Below are 20,725 nucleotides of genomic sequence, written 5' to 3'. Positions count from 1 at the left end.
TTTGTATCCAGTTGAGAGCTTCAGTTAGCGGTTAGCTCTTTCAGATTTTTTACCGAATGAGGCAGTTAGCCGGTCGAGGATCATTGCGAGCACCACAACAGCTAAGCCAGCTTCAGCACCCAACCCGATGTTCACGCGTTGCAGTGCTTGGACAATGTCGTTACCGAGGCCGCCGCCACCGACCATACCGGCGATAACCACCATGGACAGGGCCAGCATGATCACCTGGTTAATGCCCGCCATGATTGTGGGTAGCGCTAAGGGGAGTTCTACTTGGCGGAGCACGCGGCTGGGTTTAGCTCCGAACGCGTACGCGGCTTCCACTACAGATTTGTCTACCTGGCGGATCCCCAGTTCTGTGAACCGCACGGCCGGTGCGATTGAGAACAGGACGGTCGCGACAATGCCGGGGACGATCCCGATCGAGAAGATCATGACGAACGGAATCAAGTACACGAACGCAGGCATGGTTTGCAGGAAGTCCATGATCGGCCGGGTGATGCGTGAAACCCATTTAACCCGCGCCGCTAAGATCCCCAGGGGCACGCCGAACAGCACGGCGATTGCGGAGGCTTCCACCACCATGGACAGGGTAGACATGGCGTTGTCCCACTGGCCCATACCGTAGATGAACAGCATGCCGATAATGGACCCAACCGCCAGTTTCCAACCGCTTGCGAAGAACGCGATGACGGCGACGATCAGCATGATCACCCAGAACGGGGGTGTAGAGAACACGAAGTACAGGGCGTCGCACACGGACGTTAGGATCGTGGCGACAACGCCGAAGAAGCCGTCCCACGCGTCCATCATCCACCGCATCGCGGCGTCCGCCCAGTCCCCTACGGGCAAAGAGAACCATAGATCGTTGTTACTCATCAGTTATTCTCCTTCCCGTTCGAGAGTTCTTGTTCGATTTCCTGCTCCTGTCTCGGCTTACCATTCAGCGGTGTGGTGACTCCTTCGGTTTCAGCAGTGTTTTCCGCTGCGGGAGCACTTACTTCAGACGCGTCCTTCGCCGCACGAGCACCATTCGTTTCAGGCGTACCCGCGGCCGCAGGAGTGCCACCGGTTTCAGGCGCGCCCGCAGCCGCCGTAGCACCACCGGTTTCCGCGTTATCACCTTGCGATGCAAGTGCCACCACGATCGCGACGCGGGGAATAATGCCCAGTAGCTTATTGTCTTCGTCCACCACGGGAATCGTGATGTCCGTATTCGCCGCCATACTAATGATTTCTGACAGAGGCGTATCGGGCCCCACCTGGTAGAACTCGTGGCGCAGAATCGATTCAGTGGAACGCAGTTCCGGGTTCTTATGCAGCGCACTCGCCACGTCTTCCGTGTGGATCATGCCGCGCAGCCGCAGGGTACCTGAGTCTGTTACCCAACCGCCTTCTTCGTCCCATTCTTCTAGTTTCTTGAGGGCAACGCGCGGCCCGTCTGCCGTGAAAATCCGGGTGCCGGGCTGGCGCATCAGCGAGGACGCGGTGATCACGCGCGTGCGGTCCACGTCTTGCACGAACCGGGCGATGTAGTCGTTAGCGGGGCTCGTGAGGATTTCTTCCGCAGTCCCCACCTGTTCGATCTTCCCGTCTTTCATCACCGCAATGCGGTCCCCCACGTACATTGCTTCGTTCAGGTCGTGGGTGATGAAAATGATGGTGCGTTTCTTTTGGCTCTGCAGTTCCAGCAGGAGGTCCTGCATGTCCCGGCGGATCAGGGGGTCTAGCGCCGAGAACGCCTCGTCCATCAGCAAAATGTCCGCATCCGCAGTGAGGGCGCGAGCCAGGCCCACGCGCTGCTGCATCCCGCCGGAGAGTTCGTCGGGGTACGCGTTCTCCCGGCCTTCCAACCCGGTGGTTTTTAGGGCCTCAAGTGCTTTCTGCTCGCGTTCCTGTTTGCCTACACCTTGAATCTCTAGGGGGTAGGCAGCGTTATCCAGCACGGTGCGGTGCGGTAGCAACCCGAAGTGTTGGAAAACCATGGACATGTGTTGCTCGCGTAGCCGGCGGATTTCCCCCATGGGCATGTTCGTGACCTCTTGGTCGCCCACGTAGATTTTCCCGTCCGTAGCTGGCCCTAGGGCGTTTAGCGTGCGTAGAAGTGTGGATTTACCGGACCCGGATAGGCCCATGACGACGAAGATTTCACCTTCGTTAACATCTAGGCTCACATCTTCTACAGCTACTGTTACACCTTCGGGCAGCGCACTCCGCTGAGCGCCTTCTTTAAGCATTTTTAGAGCTTTTTTTGAATCTCTACCAAAAATTTTGTAGACGTTCTCGCAGCGCAGTGCGCGCATCTACACCCTCTTCTTCCGTGTTCTAGACTTCAAGTTTTTGATTGCAATCTCGCGATTTCTTATCTCGCGTTATTTAACGAACCACGTTTCAGGCTATTGGTCTAGGTGGTAAAAGATCTAGTTTTTAGGCCCTTATTGTGCTCGATAACACTTAAATTTTAGTAAATGCTGAATTTATTATAAACTTTTCCCTTAAGGTATAGATTTATATTTTCTGAATACATCATATTAAATTTGTTTTCCGATTTTCCCACCCTTTACATGCGTGTGGACTGCTTACGTGCGTGTGGACTGCTCTTGCTTGCCGGTAGACTGGTGGTGTGCTGCTAGAAGCCGTGACGACGTTCGGGAATCATTTCAACAAGGCCCTCGCTAACCTGCTTAAGGGCGCTGGTTGGCGTGCAGAAATGATTGGGTACGGGGGAATTGGTTCACCCGACCGGGTGCGTGTTTTAGCGCGGGCATTGATGTCCCCCACTCCGTTCGAAGAAAAGTTTGAGGCGTGGGTTCAGCAGTCAAAACTCACAGGTTGGCAAGACCGCCCGGAGTTCGCGCACCTTAGTGATTCAGATTTGATGCGCGAGGCGTTTGGCCAAGGTGGGCGCGAACGCGGTGAACGAGGGTGGCGCCAGTTTATGGACGCGCAGATCCCGTTCCAACCCGTGGTGGTGACGGTTGGGAAGCAGCGGCAACTGGTTTATGCAGATCGAGGTGGGTACGTTGATGTCACGATCAGTGGGCATGGGCTTGCGCCCGGTTGGCATATGGCTACTGTGGCAGCTGCTGACCCGAAGAGCCTGCTCGGCGGAAAGTACGGTTCCACGACTTCAAGCCAAGCGGACATAAACAAGCGGCGGCAGGGTGCTCAAAAACTGCGGGTGCGCACGTCCCGGCCGGCTTCTGTGCCCGTGCGGATTGTGGGAACCGATGAGTTGTTCGGCGTGGTTTCAGACGTGGACGACACCGTGATGATCTCGTGGCTACCCCGCCCATTGATCGCCGCGAAGAACGCGTTCTTCCTCTACGTGTCTTCGCGCCAAGCGGTACCAGGAATGTCGTACTTACTTCAACGCGTGACCCGCACAATAGGTACTTCCCCCAGCACTTCAGAAGCTCGTGGCGCACAGGCGGACAGCTCTAGGGCGGGTGGCCGGGTGCCGAACCACGCCCCGGTTGCCTATATTTCTACGGGCGCGTGGAACGTGGCGCCCGGGCTGCGACGGTTCCTGTCGCGCACCGGGTTCCCAACGGGCACGCCCCTGCTGTCAGACTGGGGTCCGTCGCAAACCGGGTGGTTCCGGTCTGGGCCTAAACACAAGCGGCGGGAACTGGAGTTTTTAACGAACCTGCTGCCGTGGGTGCGGTGGGTTCTCGTTGGCGACGATGGGCAGCACGACCCTCTCATCTACTCCAAGTTCGCGCGGGACTACCCTCACCGAGTTGCCGCGATCCTCATCCGCACTCTAACGCCAACGCAGCAAGTGCTGTCTCACGGCAGTGTCGCCGCCCCCGAACGAGTACTGGATGGGCTCACCACCCCAGTTTTCGTTGGTCCAGACGGCTACGACCTACTGCAGCAACTGCGCGCAAACCAGCACTTCGTAAACCAGCACTTCGTGAACCAGCAACGCGAACGAAAGCACGCTAACTAAGGTTGCGCAAAGTAGTCGCGAAACGGCGATTACGCCCGATGGCATTCCCCAACGCAGCCACTACGCGGCGCGAGCTACCCCAGCTGACATTCCCCGGCGCAGCCACTACGCGGCGCGAGCTACCCCAGCTGACGTTAGGCGGCGCCGGGCACGTTGAAGTAGACGGTGCGGTCTTGCCCACCGCGGTGCGCCCACTTACGCGTATCCGAACCAGACATAATCATCACCACCAGGGCCGCGAGCGCCGCCGCCGTCAAATTCGTAACACTTGGCGTCGGATCTAGCCATAATTGCGATAACTGTAGGCCCGCCTCAAGCAAGAACATGGCGGTGAACGCTAACCGGGCCCACTGGAAATGTTTCAGCACCAGCACCCACAGAAGAATCTGGATAACCGCGTAAGCAATCCCCCCGATCACGAATATGCGGCGCAGCAAACCCGGATCCACGTCCACAATGCCGTGCAAACTCCAACCCATGCTCACCACGAACGCTAAATGCACCAGTGCTAACACACCCGCTGCGATCAACGAAGCTGGGGGCAGGTGGTGGTCCCCCACGCGGCTGAGTAAAGACCGGTGTTCTGGCTGATAGTCCGGCGCTTCCTCATCGACCACGTCTTCGCAGTTCACAACTGGTAAGTTACCGTCCGTGCGGATCCGGTCGCCCCCACCGTTGCGGTGGTGGTAAGCGGTGGAGAAGTCCTCAATCACGGACACATCCACTTCCTCATTGGAATGCAACAAACCCCGCACCACGTAGTCGCGTTCTAAATCCGTGTTTTCATCAATCTTGTGCGTCACCTGCAGTGTGAAAATCGACAGGCCAACCGACTTGTCGTAAGTCCCTGCGGCAAGCCAGTGCGCGTGGTGACCACCGGGAAGTAACCAGCCTTTCGGTACTTGCCAAAACCGCACGTGGTGACGCTGGTTCGCATTGCCTTCCACTTCTTGCTGGTAGGCGAACTCTTGGGGTTTACCGAACACGTACAAGTCGGACACCGGGGCTTGCGGGTAGGAGCGTTTGAACACGGAAGAAATCACGATTTTCCACGAGGAACGCAGGTTAACTGGGTCCGCTAAACTCCAGCCAGCGCGGCGCATGGCCGTGTGAATATCATCCGCAGTACCTTTGAACGCCAAGTTCACCGGGTCACCCAGCAACCCATCGCGGGTTTTAGTGCGGCCAATAAAATAATCCGGCACGTACACTAGCGAAAACACTTGGTGCAGGCGCGGGAGCAGCAAAAACGTGAGCACTCCCCACAGCAAGATGGCCGCCAGAATCGCTGTCCACGACAGTCGGAACGACGCACGAATCAGGAACGCCGCCAAAATCCCCGCCTGCACGGCCGCCAAAATAATGAACGCGGTATCCAACACCTCGTACAACGACCACGCCCGCTTAGTTCCCTTAACCCGCTTGTCATAGCGGTACTTGGGGTACTGGTCGGGCCGCAGGTAGTGCGTTGAAATTTTCACAACCGGTTTCGGCTGGTCGTCAAACGTAGATTCTTGAGGGACTGCAAGAGCAGTGTCATCAGACTTCTCTTTAGCCTGGCCTTCCAACGAGGACGACGAGCGGGCAGACCACCGTGGTGACGAGGATGAGGAATTCATGCCCACAGTCTAGTCTCTTCACGTTGCACCTGCGCACATCCCTGCCCAATTGCACGCTTAAGTGCCGCGCAATCAGTCCGTTTGCGGGTAGTGAGTTAAGCCCGTTGGCGGGTAGTGGGCTTAGTCCATCGCCGGGCAGTGGGCGAGCGTGTTGATGATCGCTTGTTTTTCTTGGGTTGTAACCGTGAGCACCCACCGGGCTTTAACCTTGGCTTGTCGCGCCACGTACGCGCACTGGTAGTCCTCATTTGGGGGCAGCCACTGGTCTGCCGATTTACTGCCTTTATCTTGGTTCGCTGGCCCATCTACTGCCAGCAGGTTCATTGGGTCGTTCGCGAACTGTTCACGTTTATTCAAATCCCACTGCCACGCGCCGGACCGCCACGCGTCCGCAAGCGCCACCACGTGATCTATTTGCACTGCCGGGGAGGTTTCGGCCCCGCGTTTAAAATGAATCTTCTTGCCGGTATACGGATCGTTTAATTCCCCGGAGGCGACCTTGCAGTTCCCGTTTTTAAAACGCACCGCCGTCATGTCCCGCCCTAGGATGTCGTTGCGCGTGTCGCAGCCGTTGCGGTCCACGTCCGCCCATGCCTGTCCGTATGCTGCGCGCGCGTATTTGGGAGTGTGCTGTTTTCCTCTAACTTGGAGTTGGGCAACGTAGTTGCGGGCCTGGGAATACGGGATGTCCTCCAGCTTGGCGCGACCGAAGAACTTCCCGAGCGTCCCGCTGGACAGGTAGAGCACTAGCGCTAGGCCGATCATGCTGATCAGGATGATTACGCCCCAGTCCGCTACCCGTATTTTCCTCACCCCTACAGGGTGCCACACTTAGCGCGCCCTCAGGATTATCCACAACCTGGGTGGCCAAAAAACCTGTTTTGTCAGCTCAGTCCAGACTCTGCACTAGGGACGGGTTGTTATTCGCCACGTTCCCCACGGCTTTCGACACAGCTCTGGGCATGAGGTTCGGCGCGGGTATCGCATCCAAAAGCGCAGCAACCTCCGCGTCGGTGTCAATGGTGGGGCACAACCACTCATCCCACAAATCTGGCGGCACCACCACGGGGGAACGGTCGTGAATATGGCCCAGCGCATCCGGCGCCGCCCGCGTAAGAATCGCGAACGTACGCAACCACCCATCCGGCCCCTGCCACGCATCGTAAATCCCCGCGAATCCCATCACCGGATCTGACGCCGCCACTTCAGCCGGGTTTGCAGCACTTGCTTCTGCCGCCTGAGGCGCTCGCCCGGTTTGCGCGCACACGTCCGGGTCCGCATGGGGGTCAGTCGGGTTTGGGCCGGCGGGAGGTTTAGTTAAGAAAAATGGTTGCTTACCCTCGGGCGTGGTTTGCCATTCGAAATAGCCGTTGGCTGGCACCAGGCAGCGTTGCCGCCGCATAGAAGCTTTAAATGAGGGTTTTTGCAACGCCGTTTCACTGCGCGCATTAATCATGGGACGGCGGGCGTCGCGCGCCCACGACGGCACCAGGCCCCACTGCAGCGGCTGCAACCGCCGCTCCACAAACCCGTCCGGCTGCGTCTTCGCCGCGTCCGACCGCGGTTTCGATGCCTCTGGCCCCACCTGCGACTTCGACCCGCTTAAGCCCGGTTTCGATGCCGCCACTCTGACCTGCACATCAGGCTCCCCTGAGTGCGGGTTCGATGCCTCCGGTTCAATGAGGCGTTCAAACACTACGGGCAGCAGCTGTGACGGAGCCGCATTCCACGTTGGTTGCACGGGAGCGAACACGCGGTCCACGTTAAACAGTGGAACCAGGTTCTCCTCTTCATCCCACAGGGCGTACCGGCCACACATTAAAACTCCTCACCACACATTAAGCCTCCTCAGGTGGGTCGGCGGGTTTTTCTTCCTCAAACACAACTTCCACAGTAGGGGCTGCAGCAGTTCGGTTCCGCTTCACCCGCACCTTACCCTGCGGCGCTCGCGGGCGACTGCGACGGGGTTTCAACAGGCGCCGCAACTGCTCAGACGTGATCGTCAACGTCCAATCTGGTGACGCCGGTAGCTTCCAGCTACGCCAGTTCGCTAAACACGTAAACGCGGACCCAACCACGGTGGCCACCAGCATCCCCATCATCGCAAGATCCGCGTGGAAAAACCCCACCATAATCACCGAACTAACCGCAGCGGGCGTGGCATACAGCTCGTTCCCACCAAACACCATTGGGACGTTGCCTGCAGAAATGTCGCGGATCATCCCACCCCCAACCGCGGTGGTCATCCCCATCAAAATCGCAGGCATTATCCCAAACCCAAGGGCCAGGGTTTTCATTGCTCCCGTCGCCGCCCACGTGCCAAGCACAGTGCCATCGGCAATCACAATCAGCACCCGCGAAGGCCGCGAATCCAACTTCCAAAGCAGCGCCGTCAACGCCCCCAAAATCGCCACAATAATGTAGTACGGGTCCGTCAACGCTATCGGTGGGCCAGCCGACAGCATCACGTCACGAATAATGCCCCCACCCATAGCGGACATTAACGCCAACACCGCGTAACCCACCGGGTCGAACCCCTTCTGCCGGGCGAGCCGCCCACCCAGAATCCCGTTCAAAAACACGCCCGTCAGGTCGATTGCGCGAAACAGGTCGGGGATGGCGTCGTTCAGTTCCTGTAACAGCCCCATCGGCCCTCCTGAAAAATCAAGGCAAAAACCTACACGCCAGAGGCGCCAAAAGCCAACCCCAGCAAGTACGTAACTAACGTAGCACCGTAACCGATTGCCAACTGCCGCAACGCACGCGGAAGCGGGGACTTACCCGACAGCACGCCCGTCACCCCACCGGTACACATCAGGGCCGCCCCCACAATCACCACGGACACCCCAAGCGCCACGTAGCTCGACAACCCGAACATGAACGGAAGCAACGGCAAAAACGCGCCGGTTGCGAAAAACAGGAACGAAGACAAGCCCGCGCGAATACCCGAACCAATCTCCACGAACTGCTGGCCATCCTCACGCAGTTTCGCCCGCTGCTTAGCACTGAGCATCGCGTGGTTAGTAACAATCGAACCGGTTGTCAGTTCGGTTGCGGGGCGGTTAATTGCCGCCAGAATAGTGCGGGCGTGGTCGCGCGACTCCTGCTCAGAATCACCGCGGGCGCGAAACACCAACTCCAGTTCGTTCGCATGCACGTCGAGTTTCGCCACGGCCTCGCGCATATCCTCACTGGGACTACTGGCCTCCAGAAGTTCGCGCTGGGAAGTGACCGAAATGTACTCGCCCGCAGCCATCGACAGCGCTCCGGCAAGCAAGCCCGCGAACCCCGCGGCAATCACCATGGACTGCGTCGTACCCGTAGCGGCAATCCCCGCGATCAAAGCCAAGTTAGACACCAGCCCGTCATTTGCCCCAAACACTGCGGCACGGAACGTGCCCGACAACCGTTCGCGCGAACGCTCCGCCAGGCCCCGCACCACTTCCCCGTGAATATGCTCATCCGCCGCGATTTGCGCGCTCGCATCATCGTCCGCATCGTAGTTAGACCGGCCTTCACTTCGCTGCGCTAGGGCCAGCACGAACAGGGTGCCGAACATGCGCGCCAGCTTCGACAGCAGCCACGAACCCGGGGACGGTTTCGGATCCGGCTTCGCGTACTTACCTAACCGCTGCACCCAGTATTGTTCGTGGCGGCATTCCGCCGCAGCTAGTTGCAGTAAGATTTCACGTTCTTCCCCATCGCGTTTTTTCGCGAGGTACCGGTAGGTCTGCGCTTCCATCCGCTCGTCAGCAACGTAGCGGCGCCACCGGCGGATCTGCTCCCGGGTGGGAGCCGGGGCGTTAGGCTGAGGGGTCACAGGCGTTATTTTCCTTCGAAACCTTCAGAGCTTTCAAAACCTTCAGAGTTTTCGAAACCAGGTGTTTTAACGGAACCGGCAGGTGGTTCTTCCGTGACCTCCACGACGTCTACGTCCACGTATTCCGGTTTCGGTTCCGAAGCTACGCCGAATACGCGTTCTTTAACTACGGACACGATCTTGTCGGTAGCGGCCTGCCCACCGCGCCGCAGGGCTTCCGACACTTTCTCGGACGCGTTATCGATCGGTTTCGCCAACGTTGGTGAGTTACGCAGTTTAGAAGCGTGTCGTTTAATTGCTTCGTACCGGGACCTACCGGCGCGGGTGCCGAGCACGTATCCGATGCCAGCTCCGAGTATGAACGATAGTTTGCGTGCCATATTCCCTCCGTAGGTTTGTGGATTCCTACCGTACAGTGTACGGGTGTTTCCCCTGGGTGTTTCCACCCTAAGCATTATCACTAGAGTTTACTTATCTAGGTTTACTATGCTCTAAGTATGGCTGAGGTAGAGATCTCGACTCCGCGTGGCAAGGTTCTGCGCGGTAGTTTTGTGAACCCTGTGGATGCAACAGACGCAGCGGTGCTCTTCTCTCACCCATTCCTTGGGGAACGCACGTCCAACAGTTATTTCGACATGCTCGCCGCAACGTACCGGGGGGCGGGTTACGCCACTTTGGAGTTCGACTACTCTGGGTGCGGGCGTTCTGACGACGATGTGATTACCGCCCGGAACCAGCAAGAAGACCTGCAGTCCGCCAGTTCGTGGCTGGTTGAACACGGGTTTTCCCGCCAGGTTCTGCACGCGCATTCGTTTGGTTCCCTGGTTGCGTTGCGCGCGCATCCTCAGGCAACACAAGCCATGATTTTAACGGGCATGATTACGGGCCCGATTTCGTTTGAATGGTCCCATATTTTTTCTGAGGGACAGCTCGACGATTTGGAACAGCGGGGCGAAACCCGGATCCCGAACGACACGGATCCGCAGCGCAAGTACTTTCTGATATCGCGCCAAACCCTGGTGGACCTGTCGATGAATAAGACGGAGGAACTACTGGCGGATCTGAGTGCGCCGATCCTCGCGATTCACGACGCGGACGATATCGCCCAGGGGTTAGATAAGGCGAGTGCGGAAGTGGTGGCGGACCTGCCGGCAGGGTCGAAACGCGTGTTGATACCGCACGCGCATTTTGGTTCGGGCCAGGATGTTGACCGGTTGCGCGAGCTTTCACTGCAGTGGGCGCGCGACCACGTGCCCCCGCGACTGGGGTAGCCAATGGTTCCGGAACCACAGTTGGCGCGCACAATCCGCACGGGGAAACGAGAAATCGTTACGTTCCCCAAATTGGGGTCGGCGCAAGTACACGTGTTAGATGAGGGCGAAGGCCCAGCGGTTGTGCTTTCTTCCGGTCTGGCGATTGCGTGGTTCGACTGGCAGGATTTAACAGACCAGTTACTTGCCGATGGGTATCGAGTAATTTGCATTGACCGACCTGGAGCGGGATTGTCGGGCCCACTGCCTCAGGGGAATTACCCGTCGGTAGCAGACCAGGCGGGTGTGATTGCGCAGGTGTTGGATGCGCGTGAGGTGGCGTCTGCGATAGTGGTGGGGCATTCGATGGGGGGCATGGTAGCGGAGGCGTTCGCGCGGCTGTACCCGCAGCGGTGCGAGCGGCTAGTGCTGGTGGACACCTCGTATGAAACCCCGCCAGAGACGCTTGGGCAGGCCAGCCCGGAACCTGCTAGCTATGAATCTGCTCGCTCGGAATCGGTTGGTTCGGAGCCTTTTAGCTCGGAATCCGCTGGTTCGGAACCGTTTAGCTCGAAATCTGCGGCTTCGGATCTTGAGGGGGAGCGCGCGGAGCAGGAGGCGGACGGAGCGTCGAACGAGTCTTTACTGGCGCGACTGTTAGAGAGCCCGCCGGTGGAGGAGTTGTTTTTGTTCGCCACGAAGCAAGCTCAGGTAGTGCTCACGAGTTCACCGGCGTTGGCACGGCTGGTGTCTAAAATCCGGTTCCACACTAAACGCACTCCACTGCGCAGTGCCCGGCGGGTAGATGAGGCGAAAGTGTCGCGCGCCGTATTCACTAAAGCCCATATCCTGTCGGGAATGGTGCGTGAATACGCGGCGTATGGGGACTGGGTGAAACAGGTGGAGCAGTTGCGCCACACCCACACCTACACCGGGCAGGTGGCGGTGGTTGCCGCGCAGTCTGGCCCGCACGCCCTGTCGGAACGGTGGGTGTCACTACTGGACGAACTGGCAGGCCGGTTCGCAGACCAAGGAGCGGTGACGGGCTTCCACGTTGTCAAAGCATCCCACCTGGTGATGCGCGACATCCCTCAGGACCTCGCGCAAATCATTGAAGGCGACTGAACAAACCCGGCAAACGGCGGGGCCTAGTTCGTGGGCGTGCGGGCGAAGGCAGCTATACCTAGACGCGATGGTTCCCAGGCGGGCGAAGGCGGCTGAAAGGCTGCAGCGTTCGCCGGGAGGTTGGGGGAACACGATAGACTGGTGGGCGTGTCTGCCCCAGTGAGTCGATTTAACGCCAGTCAACTAGCGCAGCGGGCCGCTGCCCTGCCGGTGGTTACGTTCCCACCGGATTTACCGGTGTCTGCGCGGCGCGACGACATTGCGCAGGCGATTGACCGGAACCAAGTGGTGATTATTTCGGGTGAGACCGGTTCGGGTAAAACCACGCAGATACCAAAGATTTGCCTACAGTTGGGCCGGGGTGTGCGCGGCATGATTGGGCACACGCAGCCGCGGCGGATCGCAGCCCGTACGGTGGCGAACCGGATTGCGCAAGAACTGGGTACGAACGTGGGGAACCAGCCGGGTGACGCAGTGGGGTTCCAGGTGCGTTTCACCGACCAGGTGGGGCCCACCACCTTGGTGAAACTGATGACGGACGGCATTTTGCTAGCCGAGATCGCGCACGACCCCCTGTTGCGTGCTTACGACACCATAATTATTGATGAGGCCCATGAGCGCAGCTTAAATATTGACTTCCTCATCGGCTACCTGACGCAACTGCTGCCTAAACGCCCGGATTTGAAGGTGATCATCACTTCCGCCACCATTGATTCGCAGCGTTTCGCCGAGCATTTCATGGGCCCAAACGGGCAGCCCGCCCCCGTTATTGAAGTTTCGGGCCGCACCTACCCCGTGGAGATCCGCTACCGCCCCCTGGTAGCCGACACGCCTGGCGGCAAAGAGGGAAGCCACGCGCACAGCCCCGCCGTGCCTCAGGAAAAAGAAAAAGGGAATGAAAGCGCGAACCAGACCGACCCGGCGAACCAAACGAACCAGACCGAACCGCCAAACCAGGCGGACCAGAAGGCGTTGGTGTTGGAAGACCCGGATGCGGACTTGCCGACCTTGGGGTATGGAATGGGTGAGGAGATTGATTACATCACGGGTATCTGCCACGCGGTGGATGAGCTGATGGCGGACGGGGATGGGGACATCCTCGTGTTTTTGCCGGGCGAGCGGGATATTCGCGATACGGAAGCGGGTTTGGAAGACCATTTAGGTACCCGGTTCATTAAAGCTGGGGAGGCGCGGGCGAACTCTGTGCCCGGTGGGGTGGAAGTGATGCCGCTGTTCTCGAGGTTGTCGGCGGCGCAGCAGCAGCGGATCTTTAAACCCCATCCGCGGCGGCGCATCGTGTTGGCAACGAACGTGGCGGAAACGTCGTTGACGGTACCTGGGATCCGCTATGTGATTGACCCGGGTTTAGCGCGGATTTCACGGTATTCTAACCGCACTAAGGTGCAGCGTCTGCCGATTGAACCGGTTTCGCAGGCGTCAGCGAATCAGCGTTCGGGCCGGTGCGGGCGCGTGGACGATGGGGTGGCGATCCGCCTGTATTCGCAGCGGGATTTCCACGCTCGTCCCCGGTTTACGGAACCGGAGATTCTGCGGACCTCGCTGGCGTCCGTTATTTTGCAGATGGCGGCGTTGGGTTTGGGGGACGTGGAGGGGTTCCCGTTTTTAGACGCTCCCGCCCCTCGGGCCATTAAAGATGGCGTAGTTTTGCTTGAGGAACTGGGGGCTCTGCGCGTGGGAGTGCGGCCGTTGAAGCTCACGCGGGTGGGGCGGCAGTTGGCGCGGCTGCCGATTGACCCGCGGTTGGCGCGCATGCTGGTGGAAGCGGGGCGCAGTGGGTGCGCGTCTGAGGTTTTGATTATCGTTGCGGCCCTGTCGGTGCAGGACGTGCGGGAACGCCCGGCGGAGCATCAGCAGGCTGCGGATGAGTCACACGCCCGGTTCTTGGATGCGACGTCTGATTTTTTGACTTATTTGAATATTTGGCGTTATTTGCGCTCGTCAGCGCGGGACATGTCGAACTCTGCGTTCCGGCGGATGTGTCGGGATGAGTTCTTGCATTACTTGCGGTGGCGGGAGTGGCAGGACGTGGTGGGTCAGCTTTCGCAGATGGCGCGGGAGATCCGGATTCGGTTCGACACGCTTTCGGTGCCGTCGCGGTCTTTGGTGCAGCGGTGCCGCCGTGATGGGGGTGTGAAGGATGCGCATGCGCGGGCAGCGATGGCGTTGACGGCAAAGACGTCTGCGAAGAATGCGGATGATATTCACCGTGCAGTACTGGTGGGTTTGCTCACCAATATTGGGATGTGGGATCAGGCGCGATCGGAGTATCAGGGGACGCGTGGGGGCCGGTTTGTGATTTGGCCGGGTTCCGGGTTGGCGCGGAAGCATTACGAGTGGGTGATGGCTGCGGAACTGGTGGAGACGTCCCGCGTGTTTGCCCGCACGGTGGCGCGGATTCAACCGGAGTGGGTGGAGAAGCACGCGCAGCGTCTGGTTAAGCACGTTTATGGGGAGCCGTACTGGTCGACGCGTAATGGTGCGGCGATGGTGCGTGAGAAAGTGATGTTGTATGGGCTCACGTTGATTGCGGACCGGCCCGTGTTGTTGGCGAATGTGCCGCCGCACGCGTCGTTTGATATTCCGCAGTCTGCCACCACCTTGGGTTCTAGGACTGCGCTTGGATCTGGGTCTGCGTTGGGCCCGGTTGGGTCGGTGTCTGGTTCGCCAAAGGAGTTGGCGCGACAGATGTTTATTTCGCACGCGCTGGTTGCGGGGCAGTGGCGTGGTCGGCACCGGTTTATTGCGCATAATAAGCGGGTGTTAGAGCAGTTGGAGGCGGATGCGCAGAAGTTGCGTGCGTCTAGTTCTGTTGATGAGGCTGCGTTGTACGCGTTTTTTGATGAGCGGGTTCCAGAGGACGTGTATTGCGCAGCGGATTTTGACCACTGGTGGCGTGGGCAGGCCGATAAGCGGTTGTTGGAGTTTTCGCGCGCTGCTTTACTTGGGGAGGAGTCTTCGGATCCATCCGGGTACCCGTCGCATTGGGTGCAGGGGGATTTATCGTTGCCGTTGCGGTACGAGTTCAATCCGGGTTCGCCGCGCGATGGGGTGACGGTGCGGGTGCCGGTCACTGTTCTGGCGCGGGTACATGACGTGGGGTTCGACTGGTTGGTGCCGGGTATGCTCACAGAGTTGCTGACGGCCACGATTCGAGCGTTACCGAAAAATTTGCGCACGCAGTTGGTTCCAGCGCCCGATGTGGCGGGCGAGTTAGCGGTTTGGATTCGGAGTAATATTTGGGGGCTTGAGGGCACGCGAACCACTGCGGGGGATCCGCATTCGCGTGGTGCAAACGGTTCTAGTGATTCGGCCGCGGCTAACAGGTCGGACGGTTCAGCAGCCGAGAACAGTTTGGGTGGCTCAGCAGCTGCTAACAGCGCATCGGGTGAGGCTGCTTCCTCTGATTCTCCTGGCGCGAACAAACCTCAAGCGCAGCGGCGGGAACCGAAGGGGTCCACGCGCGGGGGTTCAAATGGGCCGGACCCGCGTTCTTTGGAAGCCTCTTTGGGGCGTTTAGCTGCGTGGGCGTCAAAGTCGGGTGCTGCGTCGAAAAAGTCGATCGCGAAAATGCGGCAGCAAAGCCAAGGTGGTAGCGCTGCAACGAGTCGTTCCGAAACCGGTTCGAATACAGGTTCCAAATCTGCATCCGACGCGCAATCCCGTGTTACGTCCAACGCCGCGGATTCCAACACTTCCAGCTCTGCGGTGTCTGCCGCTGCTACCCCCGCGACTTCTGCTGAGGCTTCTGGTTCTGACACCCGGGTGGTTTCTACCGAGGTGGAACCAGCACTGCCAGGAACGGAGTCTGGGTTGCGTTTACCCCCGTTTTTCACCGCGTTCCAGCAGGCAGTTAAGGCAGTTAAAAACGTGGAGGTCCCAGCGGATTTGTGGGATCAGTTGGTGTTACCGCCCCACGTGGTGATGCGGTTTGAGGTTGTGGATGCGAAAGGTAGGGAGATTCGCTCTGCGGAAGATCTGACGTGGCTGCAAAAACAGTTGGCGAGCCAGTCGCAGCAGGCGGTGCGTTCGGCTATGCGTGACGCCTTGCAGGAGGCATTCAAAACTGCTGACCAGCAGGCGTTTAAACACGGTGGTAACCGGCCTGGCAAGCAGCATAAGAACCAGCAGACCCCCCGCGGTAAGCAACGCAGGAGCAACTCGCAGCATGAGGGCAACGTGGAGGATCTGCGCGCAGTACACCCGTCTGGGCGTGCTGAACAGCATGACGGCACCGCGTCTCAAACCCGGTCTAATCAGACTCCACGCGGCGCAACGCAGGTAGGCGGAGCGGGTAATGCGGGTGGTTTGATTCGCGAGCAAAACGGTTTGAAGCACTGGCCATCCCTGCCGGACAGCCAGGCAAACGGACATTTGAGCGACCAGACTAGTGACCATCCGAACGCGACTGCAGAAGGTGGCGTGATTCCGTTGGATGTGGAAGCTCGGGGCGCTAACGGCATGATTGTGCGGGCTTACCCGTGTTTGGTTCCGCAAGGTTCAGCGCAGGAGCCGGCAGCTGGGTTACGGTTGGCGCCCACGCGGGTGCAGGCGGATGCGCAGCACCGGCAGGGGTTGGCGCATTTGGTGTTGGCGCAGGTGGCGCTCTCCACCACCCGGGTGTCTACGCGTTGGTCAGGCAAGCAGGCGCTCGTGCTGGCGTCGAGTCCATATTCGAGTACTGAGGAGCTGATTGCGCAGGCGCAGCGGGCCGCCACGCTCAGTTTGATTGATGAGGCTCCGCAACCGCCTTATAAGGTGCGGACGAAACCGCGTTTTCAGGCGTTGCTGGAGTTTGTGCGTGAGAACTTAGAGGACCGCGTTTACCAGGTTCTAGGGTACGTTGTGGATGCTCTGGCGCAGTACAATACGGTCACCCAGCAGTTACGGAAGCATTCTTCGCCGTCTGAGTTGCGTTTAGTTACGGATGTGAAAGCTCGTGTGGACGCGTTGGTGAACGATCGGATGCTGCAGGACACACCATTTGCCTGGCTGCCGCACGTGGCGCGGTTCGTGCAGGCGCAGAGTAAGCGTTTAGATAAGGCTTCGTCTTCCCCCACAGCTTTAGCCCGCGATGACGCGCACGCGCGTTCCCTTGCGGTTTTGCATGCGGATTTTCTTGAGGCACTGGAACGCACTCCGGCGAACGAGGTTACTCGGCGTGCGCAGTTATCTGATGGCTTGTGGTTAGTGCAGGAGTTAGCGGTTCAGTTCTTCGCGCAAGAGCTTGGTACGTCGCGGAAAGTGTCACAAAAGCGGTTGCACCACTTACTGCAGCATTAAGCATGGGGGGCAGCTAGTGCCTCAAGAATAAAATCCTGAAAAATAGGGCCTTGAGGAATAGGGCTTTAAAAATAAGGTTTTGGAAAGCAAGTCCGTGAAGAATAAGGCCGTGCGGAATCGGTAAACTAGTAAAGCTAGTGTTAAGAAGCCACCTATAAGGGGTCATGCAATGTCGATGTCCGAAACACAAGGTACTTTTGCGCAAACGCACACGATTAAACTCGGCGATTCGTACGCAACTATTAATGCGCGGGGCGCGACGCTACGCAACTGGGTGGTGGATGGCGAACAGATTGTGGACGGGTACGTGAGTGACGTGGAACAGTCCACGCTGGACGGATTTCGGTGTGCGGTGCTCGCCCCCTGGTCGAACCGCCTTGAAAACGGGAAGTGGGCAGACTCGAGTGGCACCACGTACCCCGCGCCCGCGCCCACAATTCCCGATGGGGAAACGGGGCTGCACGGCCTCGTGTTCGAAGCGCCTTTCATTGCGCGCGCAGACGAATCCGGCCGGAGCGTAGTGTTCACATATCACCTAGAACCTTCAAACGCGTACCCGGGTGCGCTCGACATCACGGTGACCTACACGTTAGAAACCGCGAACAAACTGCACGTAAAAATCGCGGCCACAAACGTAGGCGAGCAAGCAGTACCGGTAGCGCTCGGGTGGCACCCGTACTTCCTGCTGGAGGAGACGATTGGGCAAGACCCACAATCCGCCCCACGCATCGACGTGCCCGGCAAGTACCTGGTTAGCACCGACGCGAAACTCATCCCCCTAGATGCCGCAGCCGCGTACACGGCACTTGAAGCACCCGGCTTGAGGGGACGTTTTCAGACTGATGCAAAGCGGCACCGCTCCCCTCAAAACGCCGGCGCTGGGCCAGACCACTCGGCTGAGGAAGATAGCAGCGCCGAAAAAGACTGCGCCGCAAGGCAAGAAAGCGGCGTCGGAACAGAAGGCCGCGCTGCACAAGGCACGCTTTCGGCTGAGTGGGACCAGGCGGTAACCGGGCTGATACCAGATAGTGACGGGATGTGTTCCGCGCAGCTAACCACTGGGCGGCGGACGGTGACCGTGCAGGCGGACCTACCTACCGGCGTGGGTGAGGGGAACTACCACCTCTACACCGGGGCGGGGCTTAAACGCGGCCCCTACCAAAGTGTGGCAATGGAACCGTGCCAGTTTATCCCCAACGCGTTCAACCGCCCAGAACTCGCTGACGCTCTGCAACTACAGCCCGGGCACACGAGGGCACTAAACATCCGCGTACACGCAACAAACAACGCGGACTAAACCCGTGGGGGCCTTCGTGCCCGTTGGGAAACAGCTCGTTCAAAACAGCTTGCTTGGTGGTGGCAGGCCGCGATGGCGCCCGTTGGGAAACAGCTCGTTCAAAACAGTTCGCTTAGTAATGGCAGGCCGCGATGGCGCCCGGTGGCAAACCGGGTGCTTAGTAGTGAGAGGCCACGACGGTACCCATCGGAGCCCACTCGTACAGTTGCGCGGCCGACCCCACCGGTAGGTTCACGCATCCGTGCGAACCAGCGGACCCTGCGTATCCGAACGAGCCGCGCCACGGCGCGCCATGAAGAGCGTAGTTGCCCGAGAAGTACATTACCGACGGTACCCCCGGCGTCTCATACTCCGACCCGTCGAAGTCAGTTCCCCGCATCGTCTGTGTCGGATACTTCAAGTAGATCCGGTGAATGCCCGTAACCGTTTCCCAACCCGGCGCGCCCGGCACCATTGGGATCGGCCCGATCTCCGGCGTCCCCCCATTAAACGCCGTGACAGTGAAGTTAGACAGGTTAATATCTATCCACTTCTCCCCATCAGATGCCTTGTAGTACAAAGACTCCGCTGCCGGCGCCACCACTTTCTCATCCCACTTCGCCTCCGTGGTTTTCGCGGTGAACGCCCCCTCGTAATCCTTACCAGCCTCGATCGCCTGCATCATATCCGCCGCGACCTTATCCACATTGTTAACCGAACGGCCCTCTTGCGGCTGCGACACCGTCTGAATTACCTTGCCGTCCTTATTAACCCTCCGTTGCCCATTTTGAGGTTCCTGGTTAACGTAATCGTCCGCCGCCTTCTGCACCCACTTACTAACCGCTTCCGCGTTCAGCTTCAGCGCCTTCTCCCCACTTGGCTTGAGGTCCACCCACTCGGTGCGCCGCGAAATACTGGGAACAATGGACTCGTCCTCGTACTTAATCTGCACATTCGTTTGCGACAACTCCATCGCTTTATCCGCCAGCTGCTGCGCGTCCGCATCCGTGATGTCCGGCTCGCGATCCTCGTAAGCCGCTTTCACCGACCCAGACTGCAGTGACAACGCTGCTTTCTTACCTGCCGCAACCAACGCCTTCGTGTCTAACGTGCGGCCAACCTGGCCGGGTTTAACCGAGAAACCCTTCCCATCGTCTGCGCGCACCACCTGCGCATTCTTAGCTTGCTCAATCCCCTCAGGCAAAATGGATAACACAAAATCTTGGGTCGCATCCAAATTGGGCGACACCACCGGATCCACAGTGCGGGCCGAGAACAACGCTTTAAACCGCGCACCCACCGACCGGTTCGGTTCAAGCACCTTCTTAATCGTGTCATCCACGTTGATTGGCGTACCAATCTTGTTGAGGTTAGCCACGAACTTCCCGTCCGGTGTCTGCACTGACACTTGTGACTGCTCATTTTTTTGCTGCAGCAGCGACTTCAGTTGTGCCCGGTTCATGCCCGCCACGTCCACACTCCCCACGTGGGTGCGTGGGAGCGCGCGGTTTGCATAGTGGGACCCATACCAGATTCCACCCGCAGCCAACGCCAGTAAAGCCACCAGCGCGGCCACCACAATCCATAGCCAACGTTTAGAAGCCGCGGTTCGCACCATTAAACCTCCACACTTTAAGGATCCGCATATTAAGGGGACGACCGATGTGCACACCCCATGGTATTTGATTTCCACGCCGAATCCCATGAATAAGCCAAAATCACGCCTAGTTCGTGTTTAAGTTCACGAGTGGTTTAGAATCGAAGAATCAGTCTATATGGGAGTGTTTTATGGCTTTTGATGACGGCGCCACCTCAGATAAACAACCAGACCGCGAAATCCTCACCTGGGACGGTTTCGGAGGGGCCGCGCGCGAACTCGCAGCACAAATCGTTAACAGCGGATGGATGCCCGACCTGATCGTCGCCGTGGCCCGCGGCGGACTCCTTCCCGCCGGCGCACTTTCTTACGCCATGGGGCTAAAAGCGATCGGCACCATGAACGTAGAGTTCTACACCGACATCGCAGAAACCCTCCCCGAACCCGTTCTACTACCCCCTCTGATGGACGTGTCCGAACTGAACGACAAGAACGTGCTCGTTGTGGACGACGTCGCGGACTCCGGGAAAACCCTGAAGATGGTCATGGACCTCATCAACCAAGACGGCTTATCGTTAGACGGAAAATCCACCATCACCGTGGATGCACGCAGCTGCGTTATCTACGAGAAATCCCGCTCCATCATTAAACCCGACTACGTGTGGGCCAAGACGGACAAGTGGATTAACTTCCCCTGGTCTACCCTGCCGGTCATCAAACCAGACCAGGCGTAACAGGCCAGCTTCAGATCTAACCGCCCAGTTGGGGGCGGGTGCGGCGCA

15 protein-coding genes are annotated in these 20,725 nt (G+C 58.8%); 6 read left to right on the top strand and 9 right to left on the bottom strand.

All coding sequences use genetic code 11. The annotated features are described in order from the left end of the window. Positions 1-24: 24 nt before the first annotated feature. Positions 25-879, bottom strand: a complete 855-nt coding sequence (locus tag QS713_RS02125) for an ABC transporter permease (protein ID WP_313272073.1) — start codon at positions 877-879, stop codon at positions 25-27. Next, positions 879-2,237: a quaternary amine ABC transporter ATP-binding protein gene (locus tag QS713_RS02120; protein ID WP_313272071.1), complete on the bottom strand. Its 1,359-nt coding sequence runs from the start codon at positions 2,235-2,237 to the stop codon at positions 879-881. Before QS713_RS02120 ends, QS713_RS02125 begins: the two co-directional genes overlap by 1 nt. A gap of 386 nt (positions 2,238-2,623) precedes the next feature. On the opposite strand from QS713_RS02120, the gene QS713_RS02115 reads away from it, so the two are divergent. Next, positions 2,624-3,955 (top strand): App1 family protein phosphatidate phosphatase, encoded by a 1,332-nt coding sequence (locus QS713_RS02115; protein WP_313272070.1) that lies wholly within the window; start codon positions 2,624-2,626, stop codon positions 3,953-3,955. A 134-nt stretch (positions 3,956-4,089) separates the two neighbouring features. On the opposite strand, the gene QS713_RS02110 is transcribed toward QS713_RS02115, so the two are convergent. The 6 genes from QS713_RS02110 to QS713_RS02085 all read right to left on the bottom strand — a co-directional run bounded on the left by QS713_RS02110 (position 4,090) and on the right by QS713_RS02085 (position 9,774). Then, positions 4,090-5,574, bottom strand: coding sequence for an LssY C-terminal domain-containing protein (locus QS713_RS02110; protein WP_313272069.1), 1,485 nt, complete (start codon positions 5,572-5,574; stop codon positions 4,090-4,092). Between the two features lie 120 nt (positions 5,575-5,694). Beyond that, entirely contained in the window at positions 5,695-6,387 is a 693-nt protein-coding gene (locus tag QS713_RS02105) for an HNH endonuclease family protein (RefSeq protein WP_313272067.1), read from the bottom strand. 76 nt (positions 6,388-6,463) lie between these two features. Beyond that, positions 6,464-7,393, bottom strand: coding sequence for an SOS response-associated peptidase (locus QS713_RS02100; protein WP_313272065.1), 930 nt, complete (start codon positions 7,391-7,393; stop codon positions 6,464-6,466). 19 nt (positions 7,394-7,412) lie between these two features. Continuing rightward, the gene (locus QS713_RS02095) at positions 7,413-8,222 is read right to left on the bottom strand and encodes a trimeric intracellular cation channel family protein (RefSeq protein ID WP_313272063.1); all 810 of its coding nucleotides are present in this window, start codon (positions 8,220-8,222) and stop codon (positions 7,413-7,415) included. A gap of 29 nt (positions 8,223-8,251) precedes the next feature. After that, complete coding sequence (locus tag QS713_RS02090; protein WP_313272061.1) at positions 8,252-9,394, bottom strand: VIT1/CCC1 transporter family protein; 1,143 nt, start codon at positions 9,392-9,394, stop codon at positions 8,252-8,254. A 5-nt stretch (positions 9,395-9,399) separates the two neighbouring features. Continuing rightward, on the bottom strand, positions 9,400-9,774 hold the full coding sequence (locus tag QS713_RS02085; protein ID WP_313272059.1) for a YtxH domain-containing protein: 375 nt from the start codon (positions 9,772-9,774) through the stop codon (positions 9,400-9,402). A gap of 117 nt (positions 9,775-9,891) precedes the next feature. Here QS713_RS02085 and QS713_RS02080 point away from each other — a divergent pair, with 117 nt between their 5' ends. The 4 genes from QS713_RS02080 to QS713_RS02065 all read left to right on the top strand — a co-directional run bounded on the left by QS713_RS02080 (position 9,892) and on the right by QS713_RS02065 (position 18,367). Beyond that, positions 9,892-10,665: an alpha/beta hydrolase gene (locus tag QS713_RS02080; RefSeq protein WP_102216491.1), complete on the top strand. Its 774-nt coding sequence runs from the start codon at positions 9,892-9,894 to the stop codon at positions 10,663-10,665. Positions 10,666-10,668: 3 nt separating this feature from the next. After that, on the top strand, positions 10,669-11,769 hold the full coding sequence (locus tag QS713_RS02075) for an alpha/beta fold hydrolase (protein WP_313272058.1): 1,101 nt from the start codon (positions 10,669-10,671) through the stop codon (positions 11,767-11,769). A gap of 159 nt (positions 11,770-11,928) precedes the next feature. After that, the gene (locus QS713_RS02070) at positions 11,929-17,070 is read left to right on the top strand and encodes a DUF3418 domain-containing protein (protein ID WP_376779541.1); all 5,142 of its coding nucleotides are present in this window, start codon (positions 11,929-11,931) and stop codon (positions 17,068-17,070) included. Between the two features lie 169 nt (positions 17,071-17,239). Continuing rightward, positions 17,240-18,367 (top strand): aldose 1-epimerase, encoded by a 1,128-nt coding sequence (locus tag QS713_RS02065; RefSeq protein WP_313272056.1) that lies wholly within the window; start codon positions 17,240-17,242, stop codon positions 18,365-18,367. 157 nt (positions 18,368-18,524) lie between these two features. Here QS713_RS02065 and QS713_RS02060 read toward each other — a convergent pair whose 3' ends face one another. Continuing rightward, on the bottom strand, positions 18,525-19,964 hold the full coding sequence (locus QS713_RS02060) for a L,D-transpeptidase family protein (protein WP_313272054.1): 1,440 nt from the start codon (positions 19,962-19,964) through the stop codon (positions 18,525-18,527). A 170-nt stretch (positions 19,965-20,134) separates the two neighbouring features. Here QS713_RS02060 and QS713_RS02055 point away from each other — a divergent pair, with 170 nt between their 5' ends. Continuing rightward, on the top strand, positions 20,135-20,677 hold the full coding sequence (locus tag QS713_RS02055) for a phosphoribosyltransferase (RefSeq protein WP_102216495.1): 543 nt from the start codon (positions 20,135-20,137) through the stop codon (positions 20,675-20,677). The last annotated feature ends 48 nt before the right edge of the window (positions 20,678-20,725 follow it).

It is taken from the genome of Gleimia hominis, from assembly GCF_032085515.1.
Classification (GTDB): domain Bacteria; phylum Actinomycetota; class Actinomycetes; order Actinomycetales; family Actinomycetaceae; genus Gleimia; species Gleimia hominis.
Note: the sequence above shows the minus strand (reverse complement) of the source record. Positions and strands in the feature narration are given on the sequence as shown.